This is a genomic window from Flavobacterium sp. ENC (assembly GCF_020991415.1).
Taxonomy (GTDB): domain Bacteria; phylum Bacteroidota; class Bacteroidia; order Flavobacteriales; family Flavobacteriaceae; genus Flavobacterium.
Genome location: NZ_JAJMOY010000002.1, coordinates 757317 through 780579 on the forward strand (window position 1 = coordinate 757317; position 23263 = coordinate 780579).

Annotated in this window: 18 protein-coding genes; 14 read left to right on the forward strand and 4 right to left on the reverse strand. The window is 35.5% G+C overall.

Features of this window, described 5'->3' with window-relative positions; genetic code table 11:
* Positions 1–13: 13 nt before the first annotated feature.
* The 4 genes from LPB89_RS07880 to LPB89_RS07895 all read right to left on the reverse strand — a co-directional run bounded on the left by LPB89_RS07880 (position 14) and on the right by LPB89_RS07895 (position 4143).
* A complete protein-coding gene (locus tag LPB89_RS07880) occupies positions 14–1213 on the reverse strand; it encodes an alanine dehydrogenase (RefSeq protein WP_154340943.1) in 1200 nt (399 codons plus the stop codon).
* Positions 1214–1344: 131 nt separating this feature from the next.
* Positions 1345–1608: a hypothetical protein gene (locus LPB89_RS07885; protein ID WP_230701217.1), complete on the reverse strand. Its 264-nt coding sequence runs from the start codon at positions 1606–1608 to the stop codon at positions 1345–1347.
* Positions 1609–1955: 347 nt separating this feature from the next.
* Positions 1956–2363 carry a tRNA (adenosine(37)-N6)-threonylcarbamoyltransferase complex ATPase subunit type 1 TsaE gene (tsaE, locus tag LPB89_RS07890; RefSeq protein ID WP_230701218.1) on the reverse strand — a complete coding sequence of 136 codons (408 nt, stop codon included), beginning with the start codon at positions 2361–2363 and terminating at the stop codon, positions 1956–1958.
* 226 nt (positions 2364–2589) lie between these two features.
* Positions 2590–4143, reverse strand: coding sequence for a bifunctional response regulator/alkaline phosphatase family protein (locus LPB89_RS07895; RefSeq protein WP_230701219.1), 1554 nt, complete (start codon positions 4141–4143; stop codon positions 2590–2592).
* A gap of 221 nt (positions 4144–4364) precedes the next feature.
* On the opposite strand from LPB89_RS07895, the gene LPB89_RS07900 reads away from it, so the two are divergent.
* From LPB89_RS07900 to LPB89_RS07965, 14 genes are all read left to right on the forward strand, one after another.
* Positions 4365–5594, forward strand: a complete 1230-nt coding sequence (locus tag LPB89_RS07900) for an HD domain-containing protein (protein WP_230701220.1) — start codon at positions 4365–4367, stop codon at positions 5592–5594.
* A 39-nt stretch (positions 5595–5633) separates the two neighbouring features.
* Complete coding sequence (gene lpxD / locus LPB89_RS07905; RefSeq protein ID WP_230701221.1) at positions 5634–6677, forward strand: UDP-3-O-(3-hydroxymyristoyl)glucosamine N-acyltransferase; 1044 nt, start codon at positions 5634–5636, stop codon at positions 6675–6677.
* The gene (locus tag LPB89_RS07910) at positions 6670–8058 is read left to right on the forward strand and encodes a bifunctional UDP-3-O-[3-hydroxymyristoyl] N-acetylglucosamine deacetylase/3-hydroxyacyl-ACP dehydratase (protein ID WP_132036839.1); all 1389 of its coding nucleotides are present in this window, start codon (positions 6670–6672) and stop codon (positions 8056–8058) included. The genes lpxD and LPB89_RS07910 overlap by 8 nt, the downstream gene beginning before the upstream one ends.
* Positions 8059–8130: 72 nt before the next feature.
* Positions 8131–8916 carry an acyl-ACP--UDP-N-acetylglucosamine O-acyltransferase gene (gene lpxA, locus LPB89_RS07915; protein ID WP_017497513.1) on the forward strand — a complete coding sequence of 262 codons (786 nt, stop codon included), beginning with the start codon at positions 8131–8133 and terminating at the stop codon, positions 8914–8916.
* Positions 8917–9052: 136 nt separating this feature from the next.
* Positions 9053–9619, forward strand: a complete 567-nt coding sequence (gene efp / locus LPB89_RS07920; RefSeq protein ID WP_072970794.1) for an elongation factor P — start codon at positions 9053–9055, stop codon at positions 9617–9619.
* Between the two features lie 134 nt (positions 9620–9753).
* Positions 9754–10683, forward strand: a complete 930-nt coding sequence (locus LPB89_RS07925; RefSeq protein ID WP_230701222.1) for a UDP-3-O-(3-hydroxymyristoyl)glucosamine N-acyltransferase — start codon at positions 9754–9756, stop codon at positions 10681–10683.
* 1 nt (position 10684) lies between these two features.
* A complete protein-coding gene (locus tag LPB89_RS07930; protein WP_230701223.1) occupies positions 10685–11047 on the forward strand; it encodes a nuclear transport factor 2 family protein in 363 nt (120 codons plus the stop codon).
* An 84-nt stretch (positions 11048–11131) separates the two neighbouring features.
* A complete protein-coding gene (sucD, locus tag LPB89_RS07935; protein WP_230701224.1) occupies positions 11132–12004 on the forward strand; it encodes a succinate--CoA ligase subunit alpha in 873 nt (290 codons plus the stop codon).
* Positions 12005–12145: 141 nt separating this feature from the next.
* Entirely contained in the window at positions 12146–12574 is a 429-nt protein-coding gene (locus LPB89_RS07940) for a hypothetical protein (RefSeq protein WP_230701225.1), read from the forward strand.
* Positions 12575–12697: 123 nt separating this feature from the next.
* Positions 12698–15658 (forward strand): leucine-rich repeat domain-containing protein, encoded by a 2961-nt coding sequence (locus LPB89_RS07945; RefSeq protein WP_230701226.1) that lies wholly within the window; start codon positions 12698–12700, stop codon positions 15656–15658.
* 253 nt (positions 15659–15911) lie between these two features.
* A complete protein-coding gene (locus LPB89_RS07950) occupies positions 15912–16520 on the forward strand; it encodes an RNA polymerase sigma factor (RefSeq protein WP_230701227.1) in 609 nt (202 codons plus the stop codon).
* Between the two features lie 90 nt (positions 16521–16610).
* Positions 16611–17723 carry a FecR family protein gene (locus LPB89_RS07955; protein ID WP_230701228.1) on the forward strand — a complete coding sequence of 371 codons (1113 nt, stop codon included), beginning with the start codon at positions 16611–16613 and terminating at the stop codon, positions 17721–17723.
* Between the two features lie 310 nt (positions 17724–18033).
* The gene (locus LPB89_RS07960) at positions 18034–21759 is read left to right on the forward strand and encodes a SusC/RagA family TonB-linked outer membrane protein (protein WP_230701229.1); all 3726 of its coding nucleotides are present in this window, start codon (positions 18034–18036) and stop codon (positions 21757–21759) included.
* Between the two features lie 11 nt (positions 21760–21770).
* Positions 21771–23255, forward strand: coding sequence for a RagB/SusD family nutrient uptake outer membrane protein (locus tag LPB89_RS07965; protein ID WP_230701230.1), 1485 nt, complete (start codon positions 21771–21773; stop codon positions 23253–23255).
* Positions 23256–23263 lie beyond the last annotated feature (8 nt).

The following is a 23263-nucleotide window of genomic DNA, read 5'->3' on the forward strand; positions in this document are numbered from 1 at the left end:
CATTAAAGTTCCTTTAAAAAACAAGTAAATTGATATCGTTATCCGGTAAATCAAACCATTCTCCAATGGCTTTATTAGTCAGGATTCCATGATACAGGTAAACTCCGTTTTTCAGTCCTTTATTGCATCTTATCGAACTTTCCAGGCCACCTTCTTCCGCTATTTGAAGCAGGTAAGGTGTTAAGATGTTACTTATTGAAAGTGAGGCAGTTTTGGAATATCGTGAAGGAATATTAGGTACACAATAATGCAAAACATTGCTTTTGATGAAGGTTGGTTTTTCATGTGTTGTAACTTCCGAGGTTTCAAAACATCCTCCGGTATCAATACTTACATCAACGATTACGGCACCTTTTTTCATGTGCTCTACCATAGTTTCTGTCACTATAATAGGACAGCGTTCTTTTCCGCGCATGGCTCCAATTGCAACATCGCAGCGTCTTAACGCTTTTAATAGTGCTTTCTGCTGTACGGTTGAAGTGAAGATTCTCTGGTTTAAATTATTCTGCAGGCGACGCAATTTGGTAATTGAATTGTCAAAAACTTTTACGTTTGCACCCAGGCCAATGGCTGTTTTAGCGGCAAATTCACCTACAGTTCCGGCTCCTAAAATGACAACTTCAGTAGGAGGGACGCCGGTAATATTTCCAAACAGAAGGCCTTTTCCAAATTCATCCGTAATCATTAATTCGGCAGCAATAAGGATCGAGGCAGTTCCTGCTATTTCACTCAACGATTTTACCGCAGGGTATGATCCGTCTTCATCTTTTATATATTCAAAAGCAAGTGCAGTGATTTTTTTTTGCGCTAAAGCTTCGAAGTATGTTTTTTTCTTGGTTTTTAACTGAATAGCAGAAATGATGATTGTTTCAGGATTAATCATTTCAATTTCAGCGAGAGTAGGCGGCTCTACTTTGAGCAGCATCGGACAGCCAAATACTTTTTTGGTGTCTTTTGTCACTTCTGCACCGGCATCTGCATATTCTTTATCGGTATAACTTGAACTTTCTCCGGCTCCGGATTCAATCATAACGCGATGACCTTCATAAGTTAATGAGTTCACGGCGTCAGGAGTCAGGCAAATACGACGCTCCTGATAACTTGTTTCTTTAGGGATTCCTATAAAAAGCTCTCTTTTAAATCGGCCCACTTCAAGTTTTTCTTCTTGTGGCAACAATTGTTGTTTCGTAAATGGAGTTAAGGTAATTGACATGGATTGTGCGAAAAATTAAGAGTACAAATTACGTAAAAAGTTTTAAAGTAAGTTTATATATATGTTACAATAATTATAATATTTGATTTAGTACTTATAAGTTATTTATATTGTTGCATACGTGATATTATTTAATCGTCATAAGCATTAATATAAACTTCAGTAGGATAAGAGGTTGCGCCGAAAAAAGTAAAACAGGTGTAAACAAAAGGATTTTCGGCAGATTCTTTTCCATTCCAAAATTTTCCTTTTATATCGAAGGTAATTTTATCGCGATTTGCATCGATCTGAGCGGAATAAAAACCCAGACGTTCCATTTCTTTTTGAATTTTTAAATGTTTGATATCTAAGGAATTATTTGTAATGTCAAACGTTCCTGATTCTGTTTGATTCATTTGCACGACTAATTGTTTAATCGAAAAATAATGAGTCATTAAAAACCCTGATAGATTAAAGTACACCCAATAAGAATAAAAACAAATGAAAACTGAAATAAAGATTCGGACAAAAATAGTCTGTCTTTTGTATAACAATATTAAAAGTATTTCAAGAATCAATAGCCCTATTCCTAGTATTTGATTCCAATAGAAAAGTGGTAAAATAATCAGGAAAATTAAAAGGATAAAAATAGTTTTCTTTAGCATTTTACTTAAATATATACTTTTGAATATGGATTCTTCTAACTAAAATATCTAAAAAACGCAATGCTTTTTTGAAAAAAAGAAACATGGTATTCTGAAATTTAGACTAATTCCAATTCTCTTTTTCCATTTGCCAGCAACTTAATATTAATCGTTGAAGTTTCTTCAGGAAGCAAATTTGCTATTTTTTCAGACCATTCAATAAAGCACCAGTTACCGGAATACAAATAATCATCTACACCCATATCCAAGGCTTCTGTTTCTTTGTTCAGACGATAAAAATCAAAATGATAAACAATTTGGCCGTCAGAAGTATAATATTCATTAACTAAAGAAAAAGTCGGACTGCTCGTGGCATCTTCAACTCCAAGAGTTTTGCATAATTGTTTGATTAAAGTCGTTTTTCCAACGCCCATTTCTCCGTTGAACAGAATGATTTTCTTTGGGTGCTGAGCCAATATTTGTGTTGCTGCTTCTTTAATCTGATCTAATGAAAAAATAATATTCATTTCTTAATTTTAATTTTGAATGGTTTTCAGTCGCAGTGTCAGTGTCAGTCGCAGTCTCAGTCGCAGTCTCAGTTTTCAGGTATAGAACTGATCGTGATGCTAAAACTTATTTGCCACGAATTTCACAAATTTACACTAATTTAAAGGTGTTATTTAAAGAGATTCGTGGCAACTTTTTTTTACTGTCAACTGAGACTGAAAACTGTGACTGTTACAGTAAACTTTCCTACTTAGGGTTAAATACCAAAAACGGAATAATCATTTCTTCTAATGAAATTCCACCGTGCTGGTATGTATTTCTATAATAACTCACATAATGATTGTAGTTGTTTACATAGGCCAAAAAGAAGTCGTTTTTAGCGAAAATAAACGAACTGCTCATATTTATGGCCGGCAAGCCAATATCTTTTGGTTCTTTTACGACATAGACATCTTTTTGCTCGTAAGTGAGACTACGACCGGTTTTATAGCGCAAATTTAAACTTGTATTTTTATCTCCAACTACTTTTGACGGGTTTTTTACATTAATAGTTCCGTGATCTGTAGTCAGAATCAGTTTGAAACCTAAAAGTTGAGCCTGCTGGATAATTTCCAGCAAAGGAGAATTTTTAAACCAGCTCAATGTTAATGATCGGTAGGCTTTATCATCTGAGGCGAGTTCTTTTACGACATCCATTTCAGTTTTGGCATGCGATAACATATCGACGAAATTATAGACCACTGTTACCAGATCATTGCCTTTTAAGGCTTTAAAATTCTCGGCCAGTTTTTTTCCGCCGGCATAATTGGTGATTTTAAAATAATCTTCTTTAATGTTTAAGCCCAAACGTTTCAATTGTGCGCTTAAAAATTCGGCTTCGTAAAGGTTTTTTCCGCCGTCTTCCACGTCATTTTTCCAGTATTGCGGAAATTGTTTTTCCATTTCAGTGGGCAATAAACCGGAGAAAATAGCATTTCTGGCATATTGTGTCGCTGTCGGAAGAATAGAGAAATACGGGACTTCTTTTTCCAGCTTATAGTAGTTGGCCACTACGGTTTCAAAAGATTTCCACTGGTCGTAACGCAAATTATCAATCACGACAAACAAAATAGGCTTGTCTTTCTTTTTGATTTCAGGAACTACTAATTCCTTAAACAGCGTATGTGACTGAATAGGTTTGTCTGCTTTTGGTGCAAACCAGTCTTCGTAATTACGTTCAATATACTTTCCAAATTGAGAATTGGCTTCTACTTTTTGAGATTCCAGTATTTCAATCATACCCTGATCATTGATGTTTTCGAGTTCTAATTCCCAAAATATCAATTTTTTGTATAGTTCCACCCAGTCTTCAAAAGAATTCACCATGGCTAATTCCATTGAGATTTTTCGAAATTCTTTCTGGTAATCTAAGGTTGTTTTTTCCGAAATTAATCTGGAATGATCCAGATTCTTCTTTAAACTCAGTAAAATCTGATTCGGATTTACCGGTTTTATCAGATAATCAGCGATTTTAGAACCAATGGCTTCTTCCATTATATATTCTTCTTCACTTTTGGTAATCATAATCATCGGAATGGCTGATTTTTTTTCTTTCATTTCAGAAAGTGTTTCCAGGCCGCTCATTCCGGGCATATTTTCATCTAAAAAAACGATGTCAAAATTATCTTCGTCAAACAGTGCAATTGCGTCTAAACCGTTGTTACAAGTGGTAACAGCGTAATTTTTCTTTTCGAGAAATAATATATGTGGTTTCAAAAGATCGATCTCGTCATCGACCCAAAGTATTTTTATCTTATCCATAAACAAAATTAATTTTAATGCAATTTAAAGGTATAGAACTTAAAAAGTATTAAAAATAGTATAAAATTCAGAATAACAAATTATGTTTTTTTTGCAAATACCTTTTGATGAATCAGGGTCTGATAATATACCCGTATGGAATGCCGTTATTTTTAAATCAAAAACCGAAAACTCTTTATAGTTATTTACTTATATTTGTTGACCTAAAAAAGAACCAAATAGTGACTCATATTAATAAGTTAAAAATATTCAATGACCCCATTTACGGGTTTATTTCCATCCCAAACGAGCTTATTTACGATTTAATCCAGCATCCGTATTTTCAGCGTTTGCGCCGTATTTCTCAAATGGGATTGTCTTATTTGGTCTATCCGGGAGCAAACCATACCCGTTTTCATCATGCATTAGGCTGTATGCATTTAATGCAGAAGGCGGTAGAAACACTTCGTTTTAAAGGAGTTGCTGTTTCGCCGGAAGAAGAAAACGCTTTATATATTGCTATTTTACTGCACGATATCGGTCACGGGCCATTTTCGCATGCCATGGAAAAAAGTATTGTGGAAGACGTGAATCACGAAGCTATTTCGCTATTATTTATGAATCAGCTGAATGACGAGTTCGAAGGAAAACTAAGTCTGGCCATTCAGGTTTTTAAAGGGGATTATCACCGGAAATTTATGTTGCAGCTGATTTCAAGTCAATTGGACATGGATCGAATGGATTATCTGAAACGCGATAGTTTTTACACAGGTGTTGCAGAAGGAAATGTCAATTCGGAACGACTGATCCAGATGATGAATGTGGTTGACGGCGTTTTGGTGATTGAAGAAAAGGGAATCTATTCTGTAGAAAAATTCCTGTTGTCACGAAGATTAATGTACTGGCAGGCTTATTTGCATAAGACCAGCCTGGTAGCAGAATTAATTTTGATGAAAGTATTAAAAAGAGCCAAAGAACTGACATTAAAAGGAGTGAGTCTGCCTTGCAGCGAACCGCTTTTGTACTTTATGAAAAACAAAATTACCCTTGAAGATTTTGATGCCGAAAAATTAGATTTGTTTTCCCAGCTGGATGATTTTGATATTATAAGCGCGTTAAAAGCCTGGCAGAAACAGGATGATTTTATACTTTCCACATTGAGTAAAATGATCATTAACAGGGATTTACTGAAGATAAAACTGAGTGCGGAAAAAATTCCCATGGAAGAGTCGCAGTCTTTAAAAGAAGAATTTGCGGAAGAACATCATATTACCTTAGTGGAAGCGGGTTATTTTATTTTCAGAGGAAAAATAAAGAATCAGGCTTACAGTAAAGAGGCCGAACCCATACGAATTTTGAAAAAAGATAAAACAATTGAAGATGTTGTTGAAGCTTCTGATCAGCTGAATTTGAAATCATTATCCAAACTGGTGACAAAATATTACATCTGTTTTCCAAAACAACTTATCTAAAATTAACATTTAAAATCTATTTTTTATATTTTTGTCGCAATGAAATTTACAGCAGAACAAATAGCAGGAATTTTAGAAGGAGAAGTTGTTGGGAATCCCAATGCAGAAGTTTCTCGCTTATCTAAGATTGAAGAAGGCGAGGAAGGATCGCTTACTTTTTTGGCTAATCCAAAATATATCAACTACATATACACTACAAGAGCTTCAGTGACCATTGTTAATGACAGTTTTATACCCGAAGCCGAAGTCACCACCACTTTGATAAAAGTAGAAGATGCGTATGCCTCTTTTTCTAAATTATTGGAATTTTACAACCAGGTGAAATTAAATAAAAACGGAATAGAAACGCAATCTTTTATTTCTGAAGGAACTAAATATGGAGAAAATTTATATTTGGGAAGCTTTAGTTATATAGGACAAAATGTGATTCTGGGAGATAACGTGAAAATTTACCCTAACAGTTTTATTGGAGATAATGTTGTTATTGGAGATAATGTATATATTTTTGCAGGCGCGAAAATATATTCTGAGACTATCATAGGGAATAACTGCACTATACATTCGGGAGCAATTATTGGGGCAGATGGTTTTGGTTTCGTGCCAAACGAAGAAGGCGTCTATAGTAAAGTACCGCAAATTGGTAATGTTATTATTGAAGACCACGTAGATATTGGTGCCAATACAACAATAGACAGAGCAACTCTTGGTTCTACGATCATTAGAAAAGGAGTTAAATTAGACAATCAGATTCAGATCGCCCATAATGTGGAAATCGGTAAAAACACGGTTATTGCAGCGCAGTCCGGTGTAGCAGGTTCTACAAAAATTGGCGAAAACTGCATGATTGGCGGGCAAGTAGGTATCGCAGGCCATTTAGTTATAGGTAATAATGTAAGGCTTCAGGCTCAGTCGGGAGTGGCAAGAAACATCAAAGACGATGAAATATTGCAGGGAACGCCTTCGCTTGGATATACAGATTTTAACAAATCATACGTACATTTCAAGAATCTGCCTAAAATTATAGCCGAACTGGAAGAATTAAAAAAACAAATAATAAACCCAAAAAATGGAAATAATGGTTAAACAGAAGACCATCAAAAATGAAATTTCACTAACAGGCGTTGGATTACACACTGGAAAAGAAGTTACAATGACTTTCAAACCAGCTCCAATTAATAACGGTTTCACTTTTGTACGAATAGATTTGCAAGGCCAACCGGTCATTGAGGCTGATGCTAATTATGTTGTTAATACACAAAGAGGTACCAATTTAGAAAAATTAGGTGTTAAAATTCAAACTCCGGAACACGTATTAGCTGCTTTAGTAGGCTGTGACCTGGATAATGTTATTATAGAATTAAATGCTTCAGAACTGCCTATCATGGATGGTTCATCAAAATATTTTGTAGAGGCTATTGAAAAAGCAGGAATCGAAGAACAAGATGGTAAACGTAATGTTTATGTGGTAAAAGAAGTGATTTCGTTTACTGATGAAACTACCGGAAGCGAGATTCTTGTAATGCCAAGTGATGATTATCAGGTTACTGCAATGGTTGATTTTGGGACTAAGGTATTAGGAACCCAAAATGCAACGATGAAAAGTATAGCTGATTTTAAAGACGAAATTGCGAATTCAAGAACTTTTAGTTTTTTGCATGAATTAGAGTCTTTATTAGAAAACGGATTAATAAAAGGTGGTGATTTAAATAACGCTATTGTATATGTAGATAAGGAAATATCTGATGCTACAATGGAAAATTTAAAGAAAGCTTTTGGGAAAGATAAAATTTCAGTAAAACCAAATGGTGTTCTGGACAATCTTACGCTGCATTATCCAAATGAAGCCGCAAGGCACAAATTGCTTGATGTTGTTGGTGATTTGTCATTAATCGGAGTAAGAATTCAGGGTAAAATCATTGCAAACAAACCGGGTCATTATGTAAATACTCAGTTTGCCAAAAAAATGGCAAAGATTATTAAAATTGAGCAAAGAAATCACGTACCGGTTTATGACTTAAATCAGGAGCCCCTGATGGATATTCATAAAATTATGGCCGTTTTGCCACACAGACCTCCCTTTTTGTTGATCGACAGAATTATTGAAATGTCCGAAAGTCATGTGGTGGGAATGAAAAATGTAACTATGAATGAAAATTTCTTCGTAGGGCATTTTCCTGAAGCACCAGTTATGCCAGGGGTTTTAATTGTGGAAGCAATGGCTCAGACAGGAGGAATTTTAGTTTTAAGTACTGTTCCGGATCCTGAAAATTATTTGACTTATTTTATGAAAATAGATAATGTTAAATTCAAGCATAAAGTACTGCCGGGTGATACTTTAATTTTTAAATGTGAATTGATTTCTCCGATCAGAAGAGGAATTTGTCACATGCAGGCAAATGCATATGCAAACGGGAAATTAGTAACAGAGGCAGAATTAATGGCTCAAATTGCAAGAAAACAATAATATAAATCAATTTTATTGTTTACGTTTGTTGCCCAAATCAGACTATTTTAATTAAAAATATAAAACATACAGATGAATCAACCATTAGCTTATGTTCATCCTGGCGCTAAAATCGCTAAAAATGTTGTAATAGAGCCTTTTACAACAATTCACAATAATGTTATTATTGGTGATGGTACCTGGATTGGTTCAAATGTAACCATCATGGAAGGCGCTCGTATTGGTAAAAATTGCAATATTTTTCCGGGGGCTGTAATTTCTGCAGTTCCGCAGGATTTAAAATTCGGCGGGGAAGATTCTTTGGCTATTATTGGAGACAATTGTACGATTAGAGAATGTGTAACAATAAACAGGGGGACAGTTGCTTCAGGACAAACGATTCTGGGGAATAATTGTCTCGTTATGGCATATGCCCACATTGCACACGATTGCGAAATTGGCAACAATGCTATTATCGTAAACGGAGTTGCACTGGCAGGCCACGTAGTAGTAGGTAATCATGCCGTAATTGGAGGTTTGGCTGCTATTCACCAATTTATCCATATTGGGGATCATGCTATGATTTCCGGTGGTTCTTTGGTAAGAAAAGATGTTCCGCCTTATACAAAAGCAGCAAAAGAACCGTTATCCTACGTAGGGATTAATTCTGTAGGTTTACGAAGAAGAGGTTTTAGTACCGAAAAAATCAGGGAAATTCAGGAAATCTATAGAATTTTATACCAAAAAAATTACAATACAACACAAGCTTTAAGCATTATTGAAGCTGAAATGGAAGCTACTCCTGAGAGAGATGAGATTCTTGATTTTATCAGAAATTCATCAAGAGGAATCATGAAAGGTTATTCGGGGAATTATTAATTTTAGAGTTTAGATTTCTGATTTTAGATTTCTAAGCTGCAGTATATAAAATTAAAAAGATTAAAATATTATAAAAAATGTAGATCGGTTTTTAAAAATCTAAAATCTACATTCTAAAATCTAAAATAAAAACAAAATGGCATCTACATCAGATATTAGAAACGGATTGTGTATTAAATTCAACCACGATATTTATAAAATAGTTGAATTTCTTCACGTAAAACCTGGAAAAGGTCCGGCTTTCGTAAGAACAAAATTAAGAAGTTTAACTACAGGAAGAGTATTGGACAATACATTTTCTGCAGGGCATAAAATAGACGATGTGCGTGTTGAGACGCATAATTACCAGTTTTTATATGCTGAAGGAGATGAGTTTCATTTTATGAATACAGAATCTTTCGAGCAGATTTCTTTGAATAAAAACATTTTGGATGCTCCGGGATTGTTGAAAGAAGGAACAAGTGTAATGGTTCAGGTAAATACGGAAACGGATCTGCCTTTGTCAGTAGATATGCCTTCTTCTGTAATTCTTGAAGTTACTTATGCTGAACCGGGTGTAAAAGGAAATACAGCTACAAATGCTACAAAATCTGCTACGGTAGAAACAGGAGCAACAGTAAACGTTCCATTGTTCATCAACGAAGGTGATAAAATAAAAATTGATACCGCTTCAGGAAATTACATGGAGCGTGTAAAAGAGTAGTTTATTAATTAAGATAATTTGTCAATGAGTCAATTAGATAATTTGTGAATCAACACAATTTGAACATTTATTTCTAACTGACTCATTTTCTAATTGACACATTTTCTAATTGACAAATTTTCTAATTATAAAATATGAAATTTCCAAAAGTTCAATCTTTACAAGAAATTGCAAATTTGCTTCAATGCGAATTTATAGGTGACAAAGACTTTCCGGTTTTAGGCATGAATGAAATACATGTAGTTGAACCAGGCGATATCGTTTTTGTTGACCATCCCAAATATTATGACAAAGCTTTACAATCGGCTGCCACTATTGTCTTAATCAATAAGAAAGTAGATTGCCCGGAAGGTAAAGCTCTTTTAATTTCTGATGACCCCTTCAGGGATTTTAATACGCTTACAAAACATTTTAAACCTTTCCAGTTTGCCAATGTAGCTGTTTCGGCTTCTGCAACTATTGGGGAAGGTACTGTTATTCAGCCGAATAGTTTTATTGGTAACCATGTGAAAATCGGAAAGAACTGTCTGATTCATTCCAATGTTTCTATTTACGATCATACCGTAATTGGTGATAACGTAATCATTCATGCCGGTACTATTCTGGGAGCTGATGCTTTCTATTACAAAAAACGTCCCGATGGTTTCGATCAGTTGATTTCAGGAGGAAGAGTTGTAATTGAAGATAATGTGGGTATTGGTGCACTTTGTACTATTGACAAAGGTGTTACCGGAGATACCACTATCGGAGAAGGTACTAAAATTGACAATCAGGTACATGTCGGGCATGATTCCGTAATAGGAAAAAAATGTTTAATCGCATCGCAAACTGGTATTGCCGGTTGTGTTATTATTGAAGATGAAGTAACGATCTGGGGACAGGTTGGAACAACAAGCGGTATTACGATAGGAGCGAAGGCTGTTATTATGGGACAGACAGGAGTAACAAAATCGGTTGAAGGCGGGAAATCGTATTTCGGAACCCCAATCGAAGAATCAAGAGAAAAGTTAAAACAACTGGCCAATATCAAAAAGATTCCTGAAATTCTAAATAAATTGAAGTGATATGTCTATAAAAGAATTTGTTCAAAAGTTTTATAAGTCGGATGCCCTGATTGACAGCGAAATCATGAAAGCTTATTTGCATCCTGAAGTTACGGTAGAATGGAACAGTACAAAAGGATTAATTGTCCTGAATCATGATTCAATGCTGGCTATGGCTAATGAATTAAGTCGTGCTTATGTGCGTTCAAAAGTAAGAATCAGCCATATTATTGCCGAAGATGATTTAGTATCAATACGTTATTCCCATTACGTTAAGACGATTGAGAACCCGAGAGAAGAAATGTTGCTGGCCCACTTTTCTACGATTTGGCAGATTAAAGACGATAAATTATATCGCGGTTTTCAAATGAGTCAATTTTCTTAATTTTTTTGATGACAAAAAGGTTAAAATACATTACAAAACCTTATTTTTGCATCACAATTTTAAAAACTACATAAAATATATATCATGAGTGTTTTAGTTAATAAAGATTCCAAAATAATTGTTCAAGGATTTACAGGTAGCGAAGGAACTTTCCACGCTTCTCAAATGATTGAGTACGGTACTAATGTTGTTGGTGGTGTGACTCCTGGAAAAGGAGGAACAAGTCACTTAGGCCGTCCGGTTTTTAATACAGTAAAAGATGCTGTAGATCAGGCCGGAGCTGATACTTCTATCATTTTTGTTCCGCCGGCTTTTGCTGCTGATGCAATTATGGAAGCTGCTGATGCTGGAATTAAAGTAATTATTGCTATTACAGAAGGAATTCCTGTAGCAGACATGATTAAAGCAAATAATTACGTTAAAGAAAGAAATTCCAGATTAATCGGACCAAACTGTCCTGGTGTAATTACTCCGGGAGAAGCTAAAGTTGGTATTATGCCAGGTTTCGTTTTCAAAAAAGGTACAGTTGGTATCGTTTCTAAATCAGGAACTTTAACTTACGAAGCTGCTGATCAGGTGGTAAAACAAGGTTTAGGAATTACTACAGCTATTGGTATTGGTGGAGATCCAATTATTGGAACTACAACTAAAGAAGCTGTTGAATTATTAATGAATGATCCTGAAACTGAAATTATCATCATGATTGGTGAAATTGGAGGTCAGTTAGAAGCTGATGCTGCTAAATGGATCAGAGCTGATGGTAACCGTAAACCAGTTGTTGGTTTTATCGCCGGAGAAACTGCTCCTGCTGGTAGAACAATGGGTCACGCAGGTGCTATTGTTGGTGGTTCTGATGATACTGCTGCCGCTAAAAAACAAATCATGAGAGACAACGGAATTCACGTTGTTGATTCACCAGCTGAAATTGGTAAAAAAGTAAAAGAAGTATTGGGTTAATCTCCAATATTCAAAATAACAAATTCCAAAAAAGTCTCAATATTTTGTTGAGACTTTTTTACATTTTTAAAATGACTGGAATTTAATTTAAAACTTAGCGACTCAGATTCTCAGAACCTTAGAAGCTTAAACAAAAGAAATATGTACAAAGAATTAGAAAAATTTAAAGTAAGCAATAGTTTTACTTTTACTGTTGAAGATAGTTTAGAACAAAGCTGTAATGCTCCGGAAGCGGGTGCAGGCGTTTTTGTGGTGTATGCTGTTGAAGGTGATGCAAAAGAATTAATCATGGTAGGTTCTACAGGAACTGTTCAGAATGACGGAACTTTAAAAAGTAAAAATGGTGGTTTATACGATAAAATCGTAAACGGACACCAGTTTGCTAAAACAGGAAGAAAATATTCCTGGCCTGCACAAATGAAATTAGAAGAGATTACCGCACTTGAAGTGGTTTGGTATGAGACTTTTACTGCTGAAGTAAAAGGAATTCCAACTACTGTTGAAGGACAGGTTTTACAAAATTTCTTAGATGAAAATGGTAAATTACCAAGATGGAATGTTGCTTTCTAAGCAATCCCTTTTTCAATAAAATTATTAAGAAGCCTTGCTATTATTTAGTAGGGCTTTTTTTATTAAGCGCTAGGTTTTGATTTTTTGAGTTTCTATATTTATGGCCCGAAAATAAATTAATATATGATAAAAAACTACTTTTCTTTAGTACTGATTTTCTTTTTTTATGCTGCCGGCGCACAAGTTGTAACTATTCCGGATGCTAATTTCAAAGCCAGACTGCTGACATCTTCCTCTGTTAATTCAGTTGCAAGAGATCTCTCCGGAAGTCCTGTTAAAATTGATAAGAATAACAATGGATTGATTGAGGTGAGTGAAGCGTTAAATATAAGCTATCTGGATCTTTCTTTTTCACAAATCCAATCCATGGAAGGGATCAGCAGTTTTGTAAATGTTACGTATCTGGATTGTAAAATCAATGCGCTTTCCAGTTTAGATGTGAGTCATTTAAATAAACTTGTTTCGCTGAATTGTAATGGAAATAAAATTAATTCATTGTCTTTGAGTATATCGGCGGCAATTGAGACATTAAATTGTAGGGATAATGAAATTGCAACACTAAAATTAGACGGGTTTACAAAACTGAAATCATTAATTTGTGACTATAATAAACTAACTAATCTATCTCTACTTAATTGCGTAAATCTTTCCACTCTGACTTTTAGCTCTAATCCGATTACGGATATAAATGTGTCAGGATGTAAATCGTTGACAAGTCTTACCTGTAATAGCATGCAATTAAATAGTTTAGATGTTTCCGGCTGTACGTCATTAAACTTTTTAAATTGTGCAATTAACAAATTAACAAGCTTAAATGTAAAAGAATTAAATAATTTACAAACTTTATATTGTTCCAACAATCAGATTAAAGATCTTGACATAAGCAATTTACCTAATTTACAAGTTGTTGAATGCCAGTATAATGATATGGAAACCTTAACAGCTGTAAATTGCGTACAACTGAATCAGCTTAATTTTGTAGTTAATCTGTTAACGACCGTCAATCTTTCAGGCTGTACCTCTTTGGTTGCTCTTGACTGCTCTAATTCATCAAAAATAACAAACTTAAATGTTTCAAATTGTACATCGCTTACTAGCCTTAGCTGTGGTAATAATGATATATCAGTCCTTAATTTAGAGGGTTTAAATAACCTTACCTTTTTAAGCTGCTATAACAATGAATTGGATCATTTAGATCTTTCGAAATTAGTAAAACTTCAATCCTTAAGTTGTTCCGGAAATAACTTAACTACGCTGGATTTGAATGGTTTGGTCAATTTAAAAGAGATAGATTGTGACGGAAATAAATTTTCATCACTTGAATTTAAAGATCTGCCCAATCTTGAACTCATTGACTGCACTTATGGCCAGCTTGTAAACCTGGAGTTGTCAAACCTGCCCAAGCTTAAAACTCTCTATTGTTATAACAATACGATTCAGGCATTAAATTTTAAAGGCTTACCCAGTTTATATGAATTGTTTTGCGAAAATAATAGTTTAAAAGAATTAGATTTCTCGGAAAATTATAAATTGGCAAAGCTCTATATCTCCAATAATCCACTGGAGTTTCTGAATCTGAAAAATGGTTCAAAATTGGCTGAATTTCGTTCAATGAATCTTTCTTTTATGAAATATGCATGTCTTGATGAATTTGAAATTGATTTTATCAAATATGAACTGAATTCAAGTAAGGCAGAAATCAATACGTATTGTTCGTTTACGCCCGGAGGAATTTTCTATGAAATTAAAGGAAATCAGAAACTGGACGCTGAAAACAATGGATGTGATACTTCGGATGCTGCTTATCCAAACCTGAATTTCAGCATAACAGACGGAACCAATAAGGGAAATATAATTTCAGATAGTTCCGGAAATTACGCTATTGCAGTAGGAGCAGGAACACATACGATTGTGCCAATCCTGGAAAATCCGGACTATTATGAGGTATCACCGGCTTCTTTAAATGTTACTTTTCCGGCAGAATCCACTTCATTTACCCAAAACTTTTGCGTAACACCAAAAGGGGTTCATCAGGATCTGGAAGCCACAATTTTAGCCCTAAATCCTGCGAGACCTGGATTTGACGCTACTTATAAATTAGTATTCAGAAACAAAGGCAATCAGGCGAAATCAGGAACTGTTTCTTTTGAATTTAATGATGCAATTTCTGATTTTGTAGCGGCCAGCCCAATTATTTCAGGACAAAGTACCAATAAACTTGTTTGGGATTATCTGGATTTAAAGCCATTGGAAACGCGCGAAATCACGGTTACTCTTAGTCTTAATGCACCGACTGAAACACCTGCTGTAAATATGGGGGATCGTTTGAGTTTTGAGGCTTTAATCACGCCTGAAACAGATGATGATACACCAGAAGATAATGCTTTTGGATTACGCCAAACCGTTGTAGGATCTTATGACCCTAACGATAAAACGTGTCTGGAAGGTGATGTGATCACGCCGGAACTAATAGGAGAATATGTTCACTATTTAATTCGTTTTGAAAATACCGGAACGTATCCGGCAGAAAATATTGTAGTAAAAGACCTGATCGATACTTCAAAATTTGATCTTTCGACTTTGGTGCCCACTGGAGCAAGTCATTCTTATATCACTAAAATTTCTAACGGTAACAAAGTAGAGTTTATCTTCGAAAAAGTAAACCTTCCTTTTGATAATGCGCATAATGACGGTTATATTGCTTTTAAAATCAAAACTTTGCCGACTCTAAAAGTGGGGGACTCGTTTACAAATGAAGCCAATATTTATTTTGATTACAATTTCCCGATTTTAACAAACAAAGCAACTTCTACTTTTAAAACTTTGGGTATTTCGGATTTTGAATTTTCAAAGTACTTCAGTATTTATCCAAATCCGGTTAAAGATGTTTTAAACATTGCTTCAAAGAATAATTTAGAAATAGGAGCATTGGCCGTTTATGATATTTTGGGACAATTGGTGATTGCTGTTCCCAATGCCCGTGCTACTTCTTCAATTGATGTTTCAAGTTTAAGAACGGGTAATTATATTTTAAAAGTAAAAACAGACAAAGGAAGTTCAGCAGTAAAATTTATTAAAAAATAGAGCCGGAAATTTAGGTTATAAAATCTGACATTTTTAAATAAAAATAACTTTAACATTCGCTCACGTGGCCTGTTAAATCAATAAAAGAGACAGTTTTCTATGTTAGAAAACTGTCTCTTTTGTGTAAAAAAATTGGTTTTAAATATTTGCTTTTATATATTTATCGCACAAATCCAAAGAATAATGTTAAAAAACTGTATTCTATGTATTAAGTAAAAATATCTTTTTTAGGAATTCTGCCTCCAAATAAATTATGAAAGCCACAACCGTACCAAACACTTTTGATGATATTACACTTTGGAATAAGATGAGAGAAGGTGATGAAAAATCATTTTCGATGTTATTCAAAAGATATTACGATGATTTAGTGAGCTATGGTAATTCACTCTCGCCTGATACAGAAAAAGTGCAGGATTGCGTGCAGGACGTATTTATAGACTTATGGAATTACAAAGAAAAAGTGCAAAGCGCTGTCGTTGTGAAAGCGTATTTATTGTCAAGCGTCCGTAAAAGGATTGCACGCTTGTACCAAAGAGATCATATTTTTCGCAAATCGACCAGTATTGACGCTGTATCTTTTCATATGGAATTTTCGGTAGAACACGAACTGATTGATGATGATTACGCTACAAAGCAAAAAGTGCTCCATTTAAATAATCTGTTGAACAATCTTCCCGCAAGACAAAAAGAGGCCTTATACCTGCGATACCATCAGGGTCTGGCCGTAGAGCAGATTGCAGAAATGCTGGATATAAATTACCAGTCAGCTAGTAATCTGGTATACCGTGCCTTGATTACGCTCCGTAAGGAATGGAAAGGTGCTTTATCCCTAATTACTCTATTATCTTCAGGTACTTTTTAAAAATAGTAAAAAAAAATAAAAAAAAATCACAATTTGGTGAGTATATAATAAGAGTGCTGTCCTCTATGTTTTTGTAACCTCATTTTACAGATGCAAAAACGTAACACCTATACCGAAATTGAAGATTTTTTATCTGATGAATCATTCCAGTCCTGGATCTTATCTAAAGTTGATGAAGACGGCTGGGAAGAATGGACGCTGGAAAATCAGCAACGTGCAAAATTGGTGGAAGAGGCAAGATTATTATTGCTTGCCATGAAAGTCCCGGAATCTAAATTATCAGCTTCCGATATTCACAAGGCGTTACAAAATACCTGGGCTAAAATTGAAAGCAGCGAGAAGCGTATTAATTTCGGTCAAAATACCAAACAACGATTTCTTAAAAAATATTTTCTTTCCGGAGTTGCAGCAACCTTATTTTTTTGCTTACTGTCGGTTTGGTTTTACAAAAGCAATTTTAGCGAAGGCCATGAAATTGTAACCTACAAGGAACTTATAGATAAAAATAGTGAAGGACTGGTAGAGCAGACCAATAATTCCAGTAAACCACAAATCATTACACTGTCTGATGGCAGTTCCGTTTTATTACAGCCCAATAGTAAATTAAGTTACCCTAAAATCTTTACCGGAAACGAAAGAAAGGTGTATTTGTCCGGCGAAGGTTTCTTTGAAATTAGTAAAAATCCTAAAAAGCCTTTTTTCGTTTATGCAAACGAAATCGTCACGAAAGTTGTAGGAACTAGTTTTAGAGTTAAAGCTTATTCTGATCAGCCTGATGTCGAAGTTCTTGTTCGCACCGGTAAAGTTAAGGTAAAATCCAATGAGTTAGTGTCGTCATCAGATAGGGAAGTAGTCTTGCTTCCTAATCAGGCATTGCGTTTTTTAAGGCGTGATTTGACTTTTAACAAAATCACCAATATTACACAGGATGAAACCTTGTCCGGCAGTGTTGGTAATATTGAACAGTTAAGTTTTGAATTTACCGACATTCCTGTTTCCCAAATCTTTGAGACCATAGAACAGGCCTACTTAATTGATATTGATTACCCCCATGAAAAGTTAAAGGATTGTCATCTGACCACGTCATTAAGCGATCAGCCCCTCACGGAAAAACTGAAAATTGTCTGCAGAAGTATCGGCAATAACACCAGTTTTGAAATGAATGGAAATCAGATTATTATCACATCTGAAGGATGTAATTAATTTTTTTGAAAGTGGACATAACGGCAATTCTGCTGTTAACGGAATATTTAAAATGTAAAATCCTATAATTTTTAGAATAGACATACAGGATTTCTGAAATAGAAGGACTTTATATAGATCAGATAACTTCAACATAAAAACATTCAAAAATAAAAAACAAAGGCCTATGTGAATTTAAATGCAAAAAAAAAGTGCCGAGATGCTGTAACATTTCGACACTTTATTAAAGTTGAATTGCTTTCTGTAAAAAGGAATTCATTCGTTTCTTAAAATACGCTCTAAACAGTATTAATCAAAACAAACCAAAATTATGAAAAAACCAGTTGTTAAACAACGATTACTCCATCGAATCATGAAAATAACACTATTTCAGTTTGTCTTAGCACTTATATTTTCAAGTGTAGCTATGGCAAACGATGTAAATGGACAGAAAAAATTAGATACCAAAGTAACAATTACAGTTGAAAATTTAACTTTGGACAATGCTTTATCTAAACTTTCAAAATCTGCTCAGGTAAAATTTTCTTATAATTCAAGAATAGCCCAATTGAACCAGAAAGTGAGTATTGAAGCTAATAATGAAACGCTATCCGCTATTCTATCCAGAATTTTGGAACCGTTGAATATTTCCTATGCAGAAATTAGTAATCAGATTGTATTGCAGAAAAGCACTAAAAACCTGTTTTCAGATTCACAAAATACAAATTCACTATTTGAAGCTTTAGTTCCGGGACCAGTTATCAAAGGAAAAGTTACAGATCCAAGCGGTGTTCCGCTTCCGGGTGCAACTGTCTTGGCTAAAGGGACCAAAATAGCGGTACTGACCGATTTTGACGGTAATTTTTCTATAGATATGCCGGCCAATAGCACAGCACTGGTCATTTCTTATGTGGGTATGGAAACTAAGGAAATTGGAATAGAAAATACGACACCAACCATTGTGCTGAATGAAGCAGGACAAAATTTAAAAGAAGTGATCGTCACTACAGGTTACGAAAAAACATCCAAAAGAACTTTTACAGGAGCCATCAGTAAAATCTCGGGAACAGAATTAAAGGTAGACGGGGTCGTGGATATCAGCAGAATGATTGAAGGAAAAGCAGCCGGGGTGACCGTTCAGAACGTTACCGGTACATTTGGTACTGCACCTAAAATTACGGTGCGTGGATCTTCTTCTATTTTTGGAGATACGAAACCATTATGGGTGATTGACGGTGTTGTACAGGAAGATATTATCAATATTTCTTTTGCGGATTTAGCTTCCGGAAATTCCGAGACCTTGTTAAGTTCTGCGGTTGCAGGATTAAATTCAAACGACATTCAAAGCATTGAAATCCTGAAAGATGCCTCTGCTACTTCAATATATGGTTCAAGATCATTGAATGGAGTTGTAGTAGTGACTACCAAACAGGGACGCAGGGATTCTCCGTTAAAAGTGAATTATTCTGTTGAAAATACGGTACGAACAGTTCCAAGTTATACGCAGTATGATATTTTAAATTCTCAGGAATCCATGAGTATTTTAAAAGAAATGGAACAAAAAGGATTTCTGGATATGCCATCCACGCTTCAGGGGAGATATGGCGGGGTTTACAATCTTCTTTCCAGAGAAATTGATCTCTACAAGACTTCTAATGGTCAGTTTGGAGTGAAAAATGAACAGCCTTATCAGAATGAATTTTTAAAGAAATATGAATTAGCCAATACCGACTGGTTCAAAGTTTTATTCAGACCTTCCATTACACAAAATCACTCGCTGAGTTTTTCAGGTGGTGGAAAAAACAATACGTTCTATGCTTCTTTGGGCTATTATGCCGATCCGGGATGGACTATTGCGGACAGCGTTAAACAATTATCATCCAACATCAAAGGGACTTTTTATGTGAATGATAAATTGAATATTACCTTATCTACCATGGCTTCTGTTCGTGACCAGAATGCTCCGGGGAGTTACGAAAGCCAGCAGGATGTTGTGTTTGGTAACGTAACGAGGGATTTCGATATCAATCCGTTTAACTATGTTTTAAGCACCAGCAGAACGCTAAGGCCTTACGATGACTTCGGGAATAAGGAATATTACAGAAACAACTGGGCACCAATGAATATTATAAATGAACTGGAGAACAATATTTTAGAGATTAAAGTAAAAGATATGCGTTTCCAGTTGGATGTGGATTATAAAATCAACAAACACTTAAGCTATAACCTTACCGGTTCTGCGCGTTATGCAAATACCAGCAGAGAACACAAAATCTACGAAAATTCCAATGTAGTAGAAGCGTACAAAGCAGGTACGGAATATGGGGCAGACGGTGCCAATACGATCGTTAGAAATGCCAATATCTTTTTATATAAAAATCCGGACGATTTAACAGCACAGCCCATTTCAGTGTTGCCAAATGGAGGATTCTTAAGAAAATTTACAAATGATCTGACTTCGTACAATATCCGAAACAGTGTGACCTACCGAAATACTTTGAATGACAAACATGAATTAGAAGGCTTTTTTGGAACTGAATTAAGATCATTAGACCGAAACAGTGACAACTTTACAGCTGCCGGAATTCAGTACGACAGAGGACTTACCGCTTTTACGGACCCAAGAATTATTGAAAAAATAATCAATGAGGGAAGTTCTTATTACGGTTTTAATACCGAAAGAGAAAGAACAGTTGGTTTCTTCGGAAAAGTAGGGTATACGTACGATCGCCGTTACACCGGTTCGATTACAGGACGTTATGACGGATCAAACAGACAGGGAAACAGCGGTTCATCAAGATGGCTGCCTACTTATACCGTGAGTGGAAAATGGAATGTTGCTGAAGAAAAATTCATGAAAGAGATAACGGCTGTAAATAATTTAGCTTTAAGAGCTTCTTACGGACTTACCGCTACGGCAGGACCAGCCACAAATTCATTGGCGATTTATAAAAGTTTTATTACAGATCGACTGGGGATTTCCGACAGAGAAACAGGAATTAATATTGACGAATTGCAAAATGCGGACTTAACCTGGGAAAAACAATACGAAACTAACGTCGGTGTAGATGTAGGAATGTTTAATAACAGAGTACAATTTACAACAGATGTATATAGCCGTAAAGCGTTTGATTTGGTTGATTTCGTAGTGACTTCAGGAATTGGAGGACAAAAAATCAAACAGGGAAATAATGCCAATATGGAAACAAAAGGTATTGAAGTTGGTTTTACAACCCAAAACATTGCAACCAGCAATTTTAAATGGTCTACAACGCTTAATTTTTCGGTATATAACCAGAAAATCACCAAACTGGAAAATCAGCCAACAGCATTTGATTTGGTTGACGGAAACGGAGGAAACGCTGTCGGACGTCCCAGAAATTCAATTTATTCCTACCAGTTCACAGGTCTGAACAATCAGGGATTACCGACTTTTATCATGCAGGATGGAGAGTCAGACAAAGTAACAGGAGCGAATTTCCAGGATACTGAAAATGTAACCAAATACCTGAAATACGAAGGGTCAATTGAACCAAATAAATCAATTGGTTTGGCCAATACGTTTACATACAAAAGATGGTCGCTATATGTGTTTGTTGTAGGTTCAGGCGGAAATAAAGTTCGTTTAAATCCGGCTTTCAGCAGTCAGTACGATGATTTGACTGTATTTACAAAAGACTTTACCAACCGCTGGATCAATCCTGGTGACGAACAGTATACGAATGTTCCGGTAATTGCGGACAAAAGATTAATTACCAATTACGATGGGACAAATGCGTTAGGACGTGCCTACAATACTTACAACTATTCTGATGTAAGAATTGCTGACGGTGATTTTGTGAGACTAAAAAATGTTTCGCTTAGCTGGGAATTTCCAAATGATTTCAAGAAAAAATTAGGAGTAAGTACTTTTACGTTAAAAGGTTCTGCGGTTAATCCATGGCTGATTTATTCAGATAAGAGATTAAACGGACAAGATCCTGAATTCCGTAATACAGGTGGTGTTGCTTTTCCAATTACAACACAGTACAGTTTTTCTTTAAACCTTTCATTTTAATATAGTTGATTATGAAAAATATAAAATATATAAAAATCACACTGGCATTCTTACTGATCATTACGCTCAGCAGCTGTGATGAATTTCTATCCGAAGTGCCGGATAACAGAACGCAGATAGATACACCGGATAAGATTTCAGAATTACTGGTAAACGCCTACCCGGAAGCCTCTTATCTTGATTTTGCCGAAACTATGTCGGACAATGTTGCTGATGCCGGACTGAACAACTCTAATATAAAGAACGAGCAGAGTTACTACTGGGAAATGCACGATCAGACCAATGTGGATAGTGAAGGAAACTATTGGGATGCCTGCTATAAAGCCATTGCACATGCCAATCAGGCCCTGGAATCGATTAAAAAACTGGGTGATCCCGCTGGTTTAAATCCGCAAAAAGGAGAAGCATTACTCGCAAGGGCCTATGCACACTTTATGTTAGTTACCTTTTGGTCCAATCGCTACAATCCTGCTACTGCAGCCAAAGATTTAGGCGTGCCTTACGTAACGGAACCGGAGACGGAATTGCTTAAAAGCTACAAAAGAAATAGTGTACAGGAAGTTTTTGATTTTATTCAGAAAGACCTGGAAGAAGGTTTAAGATATGTAACCAACGATTATAAAGAACCTAAATTCCATTTCAATAAGGAAGCAGCTAATGCATTTGCCAGCCGTTTCTACCTGATAAAAGGAGATTGGGACAAAGTACTTTCAGTTTCAGCCAGTTTAGGATCTAAACCGGAAGGAAAACTTAAAGATTATGCAACTTTATCAAGCCTGGCTCCGGATGTTCAGTTTATAGAATACGGGAAATCTTCGTACAGTGCCAATTTGTTAGTTGCTTCCCCAAATACGCTTGTAGCCAGATCCGCGAGCGGAAGCAACTATTACCTGACTGACGGGAAACAAACGGAACTTTTTGGAGCCCAAACCAGTTTCTATAACAAACCATGGCTGTTTGATTTTTACAGTTACAACAGCAGCAGTACATTGTTTACGCCGAAATTTGAAGAATATTTTAAGTACACCAACCTTACAGCCAATATTGGAATACCGTATGCGGGAATTGTATTGTTATCGAATGATGAGTTGTATCTGAATCGCATCGAAGCACTCGTTATGAAAGACAGAGTGGAAGAAGCCAATACAGAATTGGAATATTTCTTAGGAACCAGAACTTCGGGGTACAATCCGGCAACAGATAAACTGACGGAAGCAAAAGTGGTGGCAAAATATCCTGTCATTGCAGATGAATTTACGCCATTTTACAGCCTGACACCATTGCAGACGTCTTACATAAAAGCAATTGCTGAAGCGAGAAGAAGGGATTTTGTTCATGAAGGACTGAGATGGCTTGATGTAAAACGTTTTAATCTTGTGGTAAGCCGTAATGATCCCGGCAACCCGGTTAAAACCCTGGTGAAGGACGATAAACGCAGAGCCTTGCAAATACCGCTTAGCGCATCAAATTACGGAATAGAAAAAAATCCCCGATAAATTTTAAT